20 protein-coding genes are annotated in these 12,497 nt (G+C 62.0%); 6 read left to right on the top strand and 14 right to left on the bottom strand.

The genetic code is table 11. The features are described from left to right. Positions 1–2: 2 nt before the first annotated feature. From ACNFJ7_RS17595 to ACNFJ7_RS17575, 5 genes are all read right to left on the bottom strand, one after another. Positions 3–1,109, bottom strand: a complete 1,107-nt coding sequence (locus ACNFJ7_RS17595; protein ID WP_019368227.1) for a relaxase/mobilization nuclease domain-containing protein — start codon at positions 1,107–1,109, stop codon at positions 3–5. Continuing rightward, positions 1,109–1,633 (bottom strand): hypothetical protein, encoded by a 525-nt coding sequence (locus tag ACNFJ7_RS17590; RefSeq protein ID WP_019368228.1) that lies wholly within the window; start codon positions 1,631–1,633, stop codon positions 1,109–1,111. Before ACNFJ7_RS17590 ends, ACNFJ7_RS17595 begins: the two co-directional genes overlap by 1 nt. A 238-nt stretch (positions 1,634–1,871) precedes the next feature. After that, positions 1,872–2,873, bottom strand: a complete 1,002-nt coding sequence (locus ACNFJ7_RS17585) for a ParB/RepB/Spo0J family partition protein (RefSeq protein ID WP_019368229.1) — start codon at positions 2,871–2,873, stop codon at positions 1,872–1,874. Then, entirely contained in the window at positions 2,870–3,610 is a 741-nt protein-coding gene (locus ACNFJ7_RS17580) for a ParA family protein (RefSeq protein WP_019368230.1), read from the bottom strand. Before ACNFJ7_RS17580 ends, ACNFJ7_RS17585 begins: the two co-directional genes overlap by 4 nt. A 3-nt stretch (positions 3,611–3,613) precedes the next feature. Beyond that, the gene (locus ACNFJ7_RS17575; RefSeq protein WP_019368231.1) at positions 3,614–3,805 is read right to left on the bottom strand and encodes a hypothetical protein; all 192 of its coding nucleotides are present in this window, start codon (positions 3,803–3,805) and stop codon (positions 3,614–3,616) included. A 154-nt stretch (positions 3,806–3,959) separates the two neighbouring features. Here ACNFJ7_RS17575 and ACNFJ7_RS17570 point away from each other — a divergent pair, with 154 nt between their 5' ends. Next, positions 3,960–4,106 (top strand): YlcI/YnfO family protein, encoded by a 147-nt coding sequence (locus ACNFJ7_RS17570; RefSeq protein WP_019368232.1) that lies wholly within the window; start codon positions 3,960–3,962, stop codon positions 4,104–4,106. Here ACNFJ7_RS17570 and ACNFJ7_RS17565 read toward each other — a convergent pair. From ACNFJ7_RS17565 to ACNFJ7_RS17550, 4 genes are all read right to left on the bottom strand, one after another. Then, positions 4,103–4,423, bottom strand: coding sequence for a single-stranded DNA-binding protein (locus tag ACNFJ7_RS17565; protein ID WP_026008897.1), 321 nt, complete (start codon positions 4,421–4,423; stop codon positions 4,103–4,105). The genes ACNFJ7_RS17570 and ACNFJ7_RS17565 overlap by 4 nt on opposite strands. A gap of 536 nt (positions 4,424–4,959) precedes the next feature. Beyond that, the gene (locus ACNFJ7_RS17560; RefSeq protein ID WP_236704404.1) at positions 4,960–5,763 is read right to left on the bottom strand and encodes an RNA replicase; all 804 of its coding nucleotides are present in this window, start codon (positions 5,761–5,763) and stop codon (positions 4,960–4,962) included. A gap of 482 nt (positions 5,764–6,245) precedes the next feature. Next, positions 6,246–7,106: a replication initiator protein A gene (locus ACNFJ7_RS17555; RefSeq protein WP_019368235.1), complete on the bottom strand. Its 861-nt coding sequence runs from the start codon at positions 7,104–7,106 to the stop codon at positions 6,246–6,248. Further along, the gene (locus ACNFJ7_RS17550; RefSeq protein ID WP_156804353.1) at positions 7,103–7,315 is read right to left on the bottom strand and encodes a hypothetical protein; all 213 of its coding nucleotides are present in this window, start codon (positions 7,313–7,315) and stop codon (positions 7,103–7,105) included. The genes ACNFJ7_RS17555 and ACNFJ7_RS17550 overlap by 4 nt, the downstream gene beginning before the upstream one ends. Before the next feature lie 97 nt (positions 7,316–7,412). Between ACNFJ7_RS17550 and ACNFJ7_RS17545 the strand changes: the two genes are divergently transcribed. Both ACNFJ7_RS17545 and ACNFJ7_RS17540 read left to right on the top strand, forming a co-directional pair. Further along, complete coding sequence (locus ACNFJ7_RS17545; RefSeq protein WP_019368236.1) at positions 7,413–8,036, top strand: recombinase family protein; 624 nt, start codon at positions 7,413–7,415, stop codon at positions 8,034–8,036. Beyond that, complete coding sequence (locus ACNFJ7_RS17540; protein WP_019368237.1) at positions 8,033–8,185, top strand: hypothetical protein; 153 nt, start codon at positions 8,033–8,035, stop codon at positions 8,183–8,185. The genes ACNFJ7_RS17545 and ACNFJ7_RS17540 overlap by 4 nt, the downstream gene beginning before the upstream one ends. 100 nt (positions 8,186–8,285) lie before the next feature. Here the strand turns inward: ACNFJ7_RS17540 and ACNFJ7_RS17535 are convergent, their stop codons facing one another. Further along, the gene (locus ACNFJ7_RS17535; RefSeq protein ID WP_082664401.1) at positions 8,286–8,693 is read right to left on the bottom strand and encodes a MerR family transcriptional regulator; all 408 of its coding nucleotides are present in this window, start codon (positions 8,691–8,693) and stop codon (positions 8,286–8,288) included. Positions 8,694–8,753: 60 nt separating this feature from the next. On the opposite strand from ACNFJ7_RS17535, the gene ACNFJ7_RS17530 reads away from it, so the two are divergent. Genes ACNFJ7_RS17530 through ACNFJ7_RS17520 form a run of 3 tightly spaced genes read left to right on the top strand, consistent with a single transcriptional unit; the run spans position 8,754 to position 10,125 of the window. Further along, complete coding sequence (locus ACNFJ7_RS17530; RefSeq protein ID WP_019368239.1) at positions 8,754–9,521, top strand: glutaredoxin family protein; 768 nt, start codon at positions 8,754–8,756, stop codon at positions 9,519–9,521. A 9-nt stretch (positions 9,522–9,530) separates the two neighbouring features. Beyond that, positions 9,531–9,887, top strand: a complete 357-nt coding sequence (locus tag ACNFJ7_RS17525; protein WP_095687571.1) for a hypothetical protein — start codon at positions 9,531–9,533, stop codon at positions 9,885–9,887. A 40-nt stretch (positions 9,888–9,927) separates the two neighbouring features. Then, positions 9,928–10,125 carry a hypothetical protein gene (locus ACNFJ7_RS17520; RefSeq protein ID WP_019368240.1) on the top strand — a complete coding sequence of 66 codons (198 nt, stop codon included), beginning with the start codon at positions 9,928–9,930 and terminating at the stop codon, positions 10,123–10,125. A 42-nt stretch (positions 10,126–10,167) separates the two neighbouring features. Here the strand turns inward: ACNFJ7_RS17520 and ACNFJ7_RS17515 are convergent, their stop codons facing one another. The 4 genes from ACNFJ7_RS17515 to ACNFJ7_RS17500 all read right to left on the bottom strand — a co-directional run bounded on the left by ACNFJ7_RS17515 (position 10,168) and on the right by ACNFJ7_RS17500 (position 12,489). Continuing rightward, complete coding sequence (locus tag ACNFJ7_RS17515) at positions 10,168–10,575, bottom strand: DUF411 domain-containing protein (RefSeq protein WP_019368241.1); 408 nt, start codon at positions 10,573–10,575, stop codon at positions 10,168–10,170. A 91-nt stretch (positions 10,576–10,666) separates the two neighbouring features. Next, positions 10,667–11,077: a DUF305 domain-containing protein gene (locus tag ACNFJ7_RS17510; RefSeq protein WP_269083831.1), complete on the bottom strand. Its 411-nt coding sequence runs from the start codon at positions 11,075–11,077 to the stop codon at positions 10,667–10,669. A 48-nt stretch (positions 11,078–11,125) separates the two neighbouring features. After that, positions 11,126–11,683: a DUF305 domain-containing protein gene (locus tag ACNFJ7_RS17505; RefSeq protein ID WP_037512963.1), complete on the bottom strand. Its 558-nt coding sequence runs from the start codon at positions 11,681–11,683 to the stop codon at positions 11,126–11,128. A 77-nt stretch (positions 11,684–11,760) separates the two neighbouring features. Then, the gene (locus ACNFJ7_RS17500) at positions 11,761–12,489 is read right to left on the bottom strand and encodes a PepSY domain-containing protein (RefSeq protein WP_019368244.1); all 729 of its coding nucleotides are present in this window, start codon (positions 12,487–12,489) and stop codon (positions 11,761–11,763) included. Between the last annotated feature and the right edge of the window lie 8 nt (positions 12,490–12,497).

Raw genomic sequence — 12,497 nt, 5'->3', positions numbered from 1 at the left:
TGTCAGCGACGTCTTGCCGGAGGTGGAGGTGTGCCACGTGGCACACCCGGTTCAAGCGAAGGATCGGTCCGCGCTGGCTGTCGCGCCGCTATGACCCGCGCTTCGGCATCCCGTAGCATCCGATCGGGGACCGTCTCGATGTTGGCCCGCTCTTGGAGGAATGTTCGGACATCGCCGGCGAGCTTGCGATCCTCGTGATCGGCGCTGCGGTCGAGCCGATCGGCCGCAGCCTCATAGCGGCGCCTCGTGTCCTGCCAGCGCGCGCGGGTCTTCGACACGAATGCGGGCTGCTCGGCATTGCCAAGTGCGATCTGCATCGCCTCACGGGCCTGACGAAGATCTGTTTCGGTCGGCTGACGGGATGCGCCGCTGCGTATGCGGGAGCGAAGCTGTGTCAGCGCCATGCTGGTCCCCGCCCTCCCCTGGCCTCGGCTGTAACGAGGCGTTGCCTCGGCCTCGACGCCCCGGCTGCGCAGCGCCTCGGCAAACGCCTCGCGAAATCGAAACAGATCCTCGCGGCGTGGGTCGAACCGCTTGCGGTTCAATCCCTCGGCCTGGACGGTCAAATGCACGTGAGGTCGCGGCGTGTCCGTATGGAGCGCCATGAGATAATCGTGATTATCGCCGATCATGCGCTCGGCGGTTTCGCGCACGGCCTGCTTCACAGTTTCAGGGTCCGTGCCTGCCGGCATCGAAAACACCATCGCGACGGCTGAAACGGACGTCCCTTGCCGCCAGTAGAGGGAATCGGACCACTCATCCGCGATCCGCTGCGCATCCTCCTTCGTCGCGAGCTGTTCCCCGTCGCGCGTCTCAAGAGGAATGTCGCCATGACGGCCGATATAATCGAGATGCGCGGCAAGGTGCTTCGCGCCCTTCTTCCGCCCCGTAACCTTGACCAGCACCTCCGGGGCTCGGCGCACGACGCGCGCAAGCGTCGCCCGAACATCAGTGCGGCCAAGTGACGTTAGCGCCCCTCTTGTAGCGAAAGGCCCGGTCTGATTGACCAGATGCTTGGCGTATTTGATGTTCGGATCGCTGACGAGGCGTGGCTTGAAGCTGGGCTTCATTGCCTCCCACAGCTCGTCCTCGCGATCCCCGAACGACATTAGTCAGCCACCTCCCAAAAGGCGGTTTCGCCGCGCAGCGCAGCCGCCAGCGCCTCGATCTGCTCGTTGATCTCTTCGCGCATGTCGGCGATCCTGCGCAGCTCACGATCGATTTGCAGGCCGCTATCGGCCATCATCGCAGCGTTCCCGGCCTTCATGGCCTGATTTAGATTTCGCCCGATCCGCGTGAGCTGCATCCGGATCGGCGCCACCGCGTCGCGCAGCCCGTCGTCGACACCTGCCTTGAGCGCAAGATGGCGACGGACAAGCGCCTTGATCCACCCTGCCCGATCGACACCGCGTTGCGCCGCCCGATGATCGAGGACTGCGGTTTCGACGTCGGTGAAACGAAGGTTGACCCGATTGCTGGGGCTGTCCGCCCTGGGTGCGATCCGGGGCGCGTCAGCGACATGCTTCAATGACTGCTGGAGGACGGTGCGGAGGAGAGCGCTCCGCCCTCCCCTCCCCTCGGCGACTGCATCGAACGCCGCCAGCAACTCGCGATCGACGCGCGCCGTCAGCATCGCTGTGTCCTTTGTGGGGGATGCAGGCTGCGGCGCAATCGACATAGCCCGAAGGCTAATGTAATACACAAGACGCCGCAACACCTATCCTGCCATCAAACATCCCCCACTAAAATCTGCCTTCACGTGTGCCACGTGGCACAGCAATCCATCTTGCAAGTGAGAAATCGCGGAAAGAAGGATTGAGCCTGGAAGCGAGGGGCGGCAACTGCCGGCGCTCTCCGTTCACTCGGCGAGATTAGCGCCAGCTAACGATCCGGGGCTCTGCTTCACCGTCGAAATGTAGCAGCGCCTCGACCACCATTGCGCGCTTGCCTTCAAGCTCGATCGTAGGGCGCTCGATGCGCGGCTTGCCACCCTTCGGTTTCGACGTTGCTCGGGGGGGTGGCGTTTGAGACGGCGCGGAAAGAACAGGAACCGGTGTCTCATCCAGCGCGCGTTCGGCTTCGTCGTCCCTGATCTCGTCCGTCGTCGGTGCCAGAGAAGTTGCATCCGGCTCGCTATCAGTCGACGGTTCCGGCGTGGGGGCAGGGGTAGGGGGCGCGACACCCTCCACTGGAGCCGCCTCGGGCTTTGATGTGGACTTCTTCCCGCCAATCTCGCGCGCGAACCGCTCACACGCCAGCACGGTCATGTCCTCAGCGGCGGTATTCGCAACAAACGCACGTGTCGCCGCATCATCGGCCTTCGCAGCCTGGGTCAAAGCGACAGCACTTCGCATCGAGATGTCCGCAAATAGCGCCGCGACATAATCGGGAGCCTTTGCCAGCCCCTGATAGCGGGTCAGCAACGTGCGGTTGCGGCCTGTCGCGCGTGCCAGCTCGGCGAGCGAACGTCCCTTCGCTACCTGGCCGGTGACGAAACGGATCATGTCGGCGGTCGACAAGTCCTCGCGCTGATCGTTCTCGATGAATTGATCGATGCGCACCTGTTCGATGTCGTCGGCCTTGCTGACGATCGCGCGGACCTGCATTCCCAGCTTCCGGCACGCACGCCAGCGCCGCTCGCCGAACATGATCCGATAGCGCCCATCTTCATCCTTGGGCGCGACGGTGATCGGTTGAAGCTGGCCCCGCTCCTTGATCGTCTCGGCCATCTCATCGATCGTCGCTTCGTCGATCGCACTCCGCACGTTCTCGGGATCGGGGTAGAGCAGCTCGGGATCGAGGAGCTGGACGCGATCGGCGTCAGCAACAGCCGCTTTCTCGCTGAAAACATCAAAGCCGGAGAAATCTGTCATTTGTGGCTCCCGATCCGGGTCATGGCTTCCTCAAGGAAGGCGCGCATGGGCGGCAAAGAGGTCCGAACGTCTTTGTCGAACCGCCAGACCGGGACATGCTCCTGCATCGCCTGGCTGTAGTGCGCACGCTCGGGAAGAAAGTTCGTGAACAGATTGCGCCCGATCTTCTCCTTGATCGCAGCAAGCATCTTCATTTGATGGGTGTCGTTTGCACGCACTCGGTTCGGAACTAGCCCCACGACGTGGATTGGCGTCTTCCGGCGCTGGTTCACCGTCGCAATCGAGTCCGAAACCTGCTTCGTCGCTGCCGGCCCGAACGGTCCTAGCTCGACGGGAACAATCAAGTGATTGCATACCAGCAGCGCCGCATAGTTGATCCACGACCAAGAGGGCGGCGTATCAATGACGCAAAAGTCGAAATGAGAATCGAGCGCGGGAAAATTGGCATTAATGTTAGTCAGCGCGCGAGGATAGTCGGCATCGTATTCGCCGCCCATGCGGTTCGAATAGATAGAGAGGCGGGGAAGGCTGGTCGGCGGAACATAGTTCGGCTCGAACAGCGGCTTACACGTGCCAAGGCTCTCGAAGTCGGCGAGGGCATCGGTTGCATTGCACTGCCGGTCAAGGTCGAGGAACAGCACACGATGCCCGGCATCAGCCAGCACCCACGCCAAGTGACAAGCGATCATCGTCTTGCCGGCGCCGCCCTTCTCCACATTAATGGCAATGGTCTTCACGCCCTACCAACCCCGATCCGAATTGTTGTTCCAATGGTCATAGCCGCGATAGTTGGAATCGGTTCGCGTGTTGCGACGCGCCTCCTCATCAGGCGTGTCGCCGCTCCAAATGCGCGGATTACGGCCGCCACCGCCCCGAAGGACGGCCCAACCAATCAGGACGAATAGTCCGATCGTCAGCAGATTATCCCACATGGCAGTGCCTCCGTCGCCTTGATGAAAGGCGCATCCTGTAATAAGTGGTATCTGAAATCACGTCAATAGGTGGTATCAACAATATGCGTACTTCGGGATGACCACTAGCAAATCAGGAACGGCAGGTCGCCCGCGGATTAACGCGGAAAAGACGATGGCGCGATTTCCGGAAGGGACGCTCGGCCGGATCAAGGCCGTGCTGCGGGATGGTGAGAACCAGTCCGACTTCATGCGCGAAGCGGTCGAGCTGGAACTTCGCCGGCGAGAAGGGCCGCCAGTAGGCGGCCCCGACCGCTCTTAGTCGCGATCCTCCGATCCCTTGGCGAGTACCGCAAAGCCGTCGGCGATCAGCTCCACCGTGTAGCGCCGGCCCTCAGCCGTGTCGTAGGAGTTTTGGCGCACGCGGCCCGTGATATGCACCAGGTCGCCCTTCTGGGCTTTGCCGCCGCGCTCGATCAGCTTGCCGAACAGCGTCACCTCGTTCCAATGGGTGTCCGTCACCCACTCGCCATTCTCCTGGCGGTTGTAGTTGGCGGCGACGTTCACCTTCGTCACCTTGTCGTGCTCAGAGATCTTGCCCACCCGGCCGATGATCCGAAACTCCGCGATATTCTGCATGGTCCTGTCCTTTCCATCGATCAGGCTCATTCCTGATGGGAATTGAAGGGGAGTGCAGACGCCGCGATCCAGCTAAAAAACGGAGGGTCCGCGTGGCGGAAACCGTAGGCGCAGCCGGTTTTTTGCTTGATCGTGCAAGGCGGCCAGCGCCCATTTTCCCATCAATACAGGAATAGCCAATCGAAGGACGGCAATCACAATCGCGCGGCATCGATTTCGCGCCCAACAGGAATGCCGACGCGACAAGAGGAAGGTCGTTCAAGCCGCAACCACCGAGCCGAATTGAGATGGCAGGCAGCTTTGGAAATGAGATGACGGTGCCGATCACGCCTCTGCGGCCCTTTGGGCTGGACGCTACGGCCGCGTTCGTCGATGAAAATCGCTATCAGCAAGCACGAACGTGGCCATTTGAGCGCGACGGAAACCGCTTGCTCCTCTCGGGAGCATCGCGACGCGTAGCGCCGCGTCCGACGGAGCGGCTAAGTGCCTCGGGGTGGGATTTTGTCCTGTGGGTTCGTCTAGGCCGTTCTGCGCCGTCAGGCGTTAGAGCGTTGGCCGACTAGGCCAACTCCATCTGCCCTTAGATTATATGAATCTAGGAGCGGTTGACCATTTTTTTGAGACTCTTGCTTCTCGAGCGCAATGGCAAGGCTGTCCAACACCCGGCGCAGACCGTCGTCCTCGATCTCCTCAGCCACCACCTGTCGCGGCGTCCGCCAAAGGCGCATCGTCTCGATTTCTTCGATGCGGTCGATCTCGCGTTGCACAACATCGTCGGGGAGCGGAACGGGACGCAGGAAGCGCGGAAGAAATCGAGCAAGCCGATTGGGAAAGCTCATGCGATAGACGTTCGACGTCTGCGCATTGCGGGCCTTGGGACGATCAGCGGGCGGATCGATCGGCACGCAGCGGCGCTGCTTCTCGATCAAGCCCATCGTGGCGAGGATCGAAAGGCCCCGCCCGACGCTCGCACGAGACAGGCCGCTTGCAGCCTCGATCCACTCCCAGGTCGGAAACACCTTGCCAGCGCACGTCCGGGCCAAGGTGGTAAGCTGCTCGAACACGCGCACGGCTGCCGGCGTTATCAGCGTCACAAGCCGCTCGTCTTCGGTGAGTTGTCGCCCCTCGGCGCGCGCCAGCCTGCGCACGGCATTCTTGCGCTTCAGCAGCTCGACGGCCTTCTTGTAGAGCCGGTCGGTCTCGCCTTTGGCATAGCTATAGAAGAAGTCGTCCTCGAACGTGCCCGCCTTGCGGCTGTTCGGGTGGACATGCGCCCGTGTCGGATTTGCAGACCCCGATCGCGATCGTGGGCGCGCCCGCTCGATGCGGTCGAGCGCCATGAAGCTCGCCTTCGCGAGTGAAACAGCTCCCATCTTCCGTCCCCTTCGTGGGGCCGGGACCAGGCAAAACTAGAGCGTGGCGCGAAGCGCGCTCCCTTGAACCAAGGCTCGGGAACGAGTATGAGGGGGGTGTCTTACGTCCCGATCGATGCTTGCAGGCATCGCTCATCACGTTCCAGGGTGCCCGGCCTTCGTGCCGGGCATTCGTTTATGTGGTCACGGCCGCTCCCTGATGGCCGATCGCAGAATGCTCCCGGCACTCCGATATTTTTGGCGAATTACGCGGAGGGGCGAAACAGTTGAAGTTCGTGCTTTCGACGACCGACTCCAACAAAAGTTCGTGCTTTCGCTGACCGTTGCCGATCGCGTTCGTGCTATTGGCGACCGCGCTTCGTGCTTTGGCCGACCCTACTTCGTGCTATCGCTGACCGAAGGGCGGCAACGCCGCTTAGTTGATTCGCGAAGTCGAACTGATGAAGAGGTCAGGCACTTGCCAAGAGGGGGCGGGGAGTAATCTTGACCCGTCCAGCTCCGGCGTTGCGTCGCGATCGCCCTTTTTCAGATGTCGCGGCATGTTCGAGCAAATCGAAGGTGAAGCCGGGAATGCTGTTTTCGTCGGCTATTCGTTTAAGCTCGTAGCGGAAATGCTTGAGCGAGCTTTGATAGCCGAGTTGTAAGCGCAGCTCGTCAAGATCGACATCGACAGCACCATGCACACAGGCAGAGCGCGCAACCTCGTAAAGCCGCCGCTCGATGGGACCGAGCTGGAAATAGCTGGGAGCATAGTCGAGCACACGCCGGTCTCGCAAAATGGCACGGTATAGCCAATCGCACAGCCGTACCTTGACGGCTTTCAGCCGCTTATCGCCAGTTTTGGTCTTGGTGTAATGAAGCTGGGCCTCGGACAGCCACGAGAAAAAGCCGGCCTGGCCCTCGCCACCAGCCTCGATGTTGGTCTTGATCTGCGTGCCCTGCAGCCGCTCCAATGCGTCCGACAGGCGAGCGTAGGATCGCGCCGATCCATTGACGCCAGTGACGCGGAATAGATCATGAGCCGTGAAGTAGAAGTCTTGCGACACGCCGACACCGGCTTCCAGTTTCGCCACCATCAGGCTGGCGATATAGAGCAGCACTTCCTTGTCATAGATCGTCGCGACGCCTTTGGAAGTGGCAACGATTTCGATTGAAACCGTATCGGTCTTATAGGCGAGCGGTTTTGTCCATTTCCCTTTGCTCAGTGCGAAGAACGGGAAAGCCATCAGCGAACGCTCGCCGCGCACCTCGGTCAGCAACGGACTGTCGAGCGCGAAAAGATCGCCCTGGATCGAACCGGCGTCATTCATGGTAGGGCGGCCCCCGTCCGAAGGCGATCGGTCGGTGAAAGCACGAAGATGGGGTGCGGAATCGTCCGCATCCCTCCAATCGCCTCGCCACAGGCCGCAAAGTTCATGCTTTCGATGACCGTTTGCAGCGCGCGCCGTGTGCCTTCGTGCTTTTGGCGACCGAAGCTGCCGGCGTGTCTCTTAAACGATCGTTTTTGAAGCGACTTCATGTGAGACACCGATAGCAGCAATCGGCCTTGTCTCAAAACGCTTTCGCAAAATGCTCGCGGCATGATAGGGGTCGCGGATGAGTTTTGAGACTGATCAATGCTAATCGGGTATGCGCGCGTATCGACAGCGGAGCAGGATCTGACGCCCCAGCTGGTGGCGCTGAAGGAAGCTGGCTGCGATCGCACTTTCTCGGACAAGGCATCTGGCGCCAAGGCGAACCGCACTGGCCTGGCCGAAGCATTGTCGCACGCTCGCGAGGGGGACGTGCTGGTCGTATGGAAGCTCGATCGCCTTGGCAGGACGATGAAGGGACTGGTCGATCTTGCGGTCGAGCTGGCAGATCGCGGCATCGGCCTCCGATCCATCACCGATGGCATCGACACAGCAGGGACGGCGGGGAAGCTCGTCTTTCACATCATGGCTGCGATGGCCGAGATGGAACGCGACCTCGTGCGCGAGCGAACGACGGCCGCGCTCATCGTCGCGCGTAGCGAGGGCCGGGTAGGCGGGCGCAAGAAGGTCATGACGCCCAAGCGGATCGAGGCCGCGCGAAAGCTCTTGGCATCGGGCATGTCCGCCCGTGAGATCGCACCAACGATCGGTGTGTCGGTGGCGACGTTGTACCGCCATCTGCCTGCCCCCGAACAAGAGGCGATAAGCGCGGAAGAAATGGAACGGGATGGCGCGGCAGGCGCGTCGCCCAGCAAGCCTATGAAGTGAACGATGAGACTGGCCTCGCTAGTCGAAGCATTGTCGCGATCACGAAGGATCATCCGGAAGCGGAGATCGTCATGAGCGATGGGGAAGCCGGCACGTCGATCGATGCGGCCACGGACTTGGCGAGCATCGCCGCCGCGCCGCAATCCTGATCGCGCCCCTTTCCCGCTTTCGATCAAGATTTGGGAAGGTTTGACGCGTCTCAGAAAGCGCAACCTCCCCATTTATGGGACAACGAAGGTTAACCGACGCTTAGGATCGATCGAAGGTCGTCAGGATCGGACACGGGCCGTCGAAGCCATTACCGCATTCGTCGGCTAAATGTTGAAGAGACGCGCGCGCGCGATTGAGTTCCTTGATTTTTATGTCCAAGGCAGCAATCTGCTCGCGGGCAAGCTGGCGCGCCTGCGCACGATCATCGGTCGCGTTCAGCACGAGCAGGTCACCTATCTGTTCAAGTCTGAATCCCGCGGCCTGAGCCGAGCGGATGAAGCGAAGCCGGCGCACATCTTCGGGCCCATAGCGCCTGACCCCGCCGCTCGATCCGGCTCCCTGAGGACGTTGGGGCGTGTCGAGGAGTCCGCGTCGCTGATAATAGCGAACCGTCTCGACGCCGACGCCACCCTCACGCGCTAAACCGGCAATCGTGAGGGATACCATGCTTGACTCCGTACTATACTACAGACCCCATATAGGGGTCGCGAGAACACGGAGAAGACGATGGCGACCGCGGCCCCCAAAAGCGCGATAATCTACCGGATGGTGATGCCGGAGCACACCTGCCCCTATGGTCTGAAGGCGAAGGATCTGCTTCGGCGACAGGGTTATGAGGTCGAGGACCACTGGCTGCGCACGCGGGAGGAAACTGACGCCTTCAAGGCGAAGCACGGGGTCAAGACGACGCCGCAAACCTTCATCGGGGGCGAGCGGGTAGGAGGCTATGACGACCTGCGCCGTTTCTTCGGCAAGGCAGTGCGCGATCCCAAGGCCGTCACCTACCGCCCGGTGATCGCGGTGTTCGCTATGACGGCACTGATGGCGCTGGCCGCTAGCTACGCCGCGTTCGGTACGCCCGTCACGGTGCGCGCGGGAGAGTGGTTCATCGCCTTCTCGATGTGCGTGCTCGCGATGCTCAAGCTCCAGAACGTCGAGAGCTTTTCGAGCATGTTCCTCAACTACGACCTACTTGCCAAGCGATGGGTGCCCTATTCCTATATCTACCCCTACGCGGAGGGTCTGGCGGGCGTTCTGATGGCGGCGGGTGCATTGACCTGGCTCTCGGTGCCGGTCGCGCTCGTCATCGGCACGATCGGTGCGGTGTCGGTCATCAAGGCCGTCTATATCGACAAGCGCGAGCTGAAGTGCGCCTGTGTCGGCGGAGACAGCAACGTGCCGCTCGGCTTCCTGTCGCTCACCGAGAACGTGATGATGGTCGCGATGGCGATCTGGATGATTGCCGCGCCAGCAGCGCTCTCGATGGCGCATTGACATCGAACGGTGATCGGGATCGATAAGCCTGTGGAGCGTCGATTGAACCGCCTTGCCCGCCCGCTTCGCCTGGCGGTGCTGACCATGCTGGCGGTGATGCTTGTCCTGCACCTCGGCCCGATCTGCGAGGCCGTGGCGAACGCCGCGCCGGTCGCATCCGAGATGGCCGATTGCGAGGGAAGTCACAAACCCACGAAGGCCCCGCAACAAGCAGCCTGCTCGACGCCCTGCATGGCAGTTCAGAGTGAAGCGTTGGCGCAGACCGGACCTAACGCTCCGATCCGCATCGCGCTCAAACCACTACCTGTTGCGGGATTGATGGGAATGCCCGTTCCGCCTGCAACACCCCCTCCGCGAGCTGTGTGACGATCCGAACTACCCACACATTCAATCGACGGAGTTACCAATGACCAAGTTCAAGTTGATCGGCGCTGCCCTGGCGCTGGCGATCCCCGGCGTTGCATTCGCGGCCGATGCCGGCTGCTGCGGCGCGGACAAGACCTGCTGCAAGGACGGCAGCGACTGCTGCAAGAAGGATTGCTGCGCGGACATGAAGAAGGGCGGCGATCACGCTGGCCACGACATGTCGGGCATGAAGCACTGATCTGACGGCGGGCGGGAGCGGTTCATCGCTCCCGCCAGCTACCTAACCATGCCGGGCATAGACGCGGCGACCGCCCGGGCCGAACGCGATGACGGAGAAGGGCTGGGCCTTCATGCCCGCTACCTCCATGCCGGGCGACCCGAGCGGCATCCCGCCGACTGCCAGCCCACTGACGCCTTTGGGACGCTGCGCCAGAACGCGCTTCATGTCAGCGATCGGAACATGGCCCTCGAAGGCCATGCCGTCGACGATGGCGGTATGACAGGATAGCTGATCCGCCGGGACGCCGACGCGACGCTGCAAAGCGCCGCGATTGGCATCGTCGATGATCCGCACCTTGCGGCCGAACTGCTGGCGGACCTGCTCAGCCCACTTCTCGCAGCAACCACACCCCGGATCGCGGTGCATGGCAATGTCGGCTGCGGCCATCGCGGTCGCGGGAAGCCCCATCAACAAGGCGGCTATCGCAGCACGAAAAGGTCGGCTCATCATCGGCTCTCCAATAGCTGACTTGTGTCGCCCAAAGGCGAGGGCGGGTCGGTTACTGCGGGTTCTTGCCCATTTTGCGAAGCATGGCGTTCAACGTCGCGATCTCACGGTTCTGGCTGTCGATCGTCTTCTGCGCCTCACGACGGATTTCCGCATTCCGGGTACTGCGAAGTGCCGTCTGCGACATCGTGATCGCGCCGCGGTGATGCTCGATCATCTGACGAATCCACGTCTCGCCGGCGTCGGCACCCTTTGCCGCCATCATCCGCTCGTGCATCTTCATCATGTCGGGGCCGTAGGGATTGGCCGCGCTCGGCTGCATCATGCCTGCATGGTTCATTCCCTGATGATCCATCCCCTGATGCCCGGTCTGCTGCGCCAATGCCGGGGCGGCGGCGAACAGGGCGGCGGTCATGATCGCGATTGTCTTCATGTCTGATTTCTCCACGTTACCCCCGCCCATGCGAAAAGGTACGTGCACCAGCACGCCACCCCTCAACCAACGGTAAATCTATCGGACCGGCTGCAAGGTGTTGATGCCGGTGCTCTGATCCGTCTCGGGGGGCGGGGGCGGCACCTGCCGGTCGCGATAGGAAGGCAGGTCCGGCGCGTTCGGGGGCGTGGGGTTCGCTTCCAGTCGGGCGATCATCCGCTTCATCTGCGTAATTTCGCGAACCTGGGCGTCGATGATGCCGTCAGCGAGCTTACGCACTTCCGGGTCTTTGATGTGTGCCCGTTCGCTCGTCATGATCGCGATCGAGTGGTGCGGGATCATCGCCTTCATGTAGGCAACGTCACCGACTGTGTCCTGGCTGCGGACAAGCCACAGCGCGCCGGTGAACACGATGACGGCGCCTGCCACGATGCCGAGATTGGCGCGGCGGTTCGGGTACATGCCCCACATGAAACCGAGCATGATGATCGCCATCACGGCACCCATGACGATCGCCATCCACGTCCGGGTCTGACTGTACTCGACGTGGCTCAGGGCATAGGTGTTCAGGTACATCAACCCGAACATCACGACGGTCGATGTCGCTATCATGGCGGCGAACCGCCCGTAGCTCATGCCCATCCCGCCACCCTGGCCGGATCGGTGCTGGTCGTGGTCCATCGCTCGTTCTCCTTTGGCACCCCCCAAAGAAACTACGCGGCGGTTCGGGCTGTCCCTTGCACTTTTCTCCGCCTGCGTCGCGGCCAGCGCATGAACAGGAGGATCGCACCCGCGACGCCGAACACGAGGCCACCCGCCGCAAAGGCCATCAGCCACGGCGTGTTGAAGCGTTCGTGCTCGGTCCAGTCCATGATATGGAGGCCCCAGAAGAAGTCGTAGAGCCGCCACGTTCCGGTACGCACCGAGGTCAGCCGGCCGGTTTCCGCCGACACGTAGATGCGCGTCGCATCTTTGTCAGGGAACGATGCGCGCCATGCGGGAAGGCTGCCGCGATATTCGGTGCTCGGGCGCTCCACCCGCTCCATCGTCGGAACTGCGGGTCCGCCTCGATAGGCCCTGCCGGCGATGGCCGCCGCGGCCCTCATGTCGATCGGTGGGAGCGGCGCAGCCGTCCGGGCGTCGAGCAACCGGATTTTGCCATCGGCAAGCTGCGCCTCAACGACGGGTCGGCCGAGCAGCATCCGGTGTTGAAGCTGACGGACAGGCACGCCGGCATTCGCGAGCAGGGCAGGAACGGGTGCAAAGGTTTGGTCGATCGACAGCGCCGGCTCGGCATTGCGATCGATCCGGTGATCGCCGTGAACCGTGTCGATCGGCAGCAGGCTCATAATGAGTCCGCTGGTGAACCATACGATCACCTGCGCCCCGATCAGGAGAGCAAGCCAGCGATGGACCTTGCTCGCCCCGATGTGGAGGCGCAACCGCGGGC

Origin of the sequence: Sphingomonas sp. HT-1, from assembly GCF_048568905.1 — a bacterium.
Classification (GTDB): Bacteria; Pseudomonadota; Alphaproteobacteria; order Sphingomonadales; family Sphingomonadaceae; genus Sphingomonas.
Note: the sequence above shows the minus strand (reverse complement) of the source record. Positions and strands in the feature narration are given on the sequence as shown.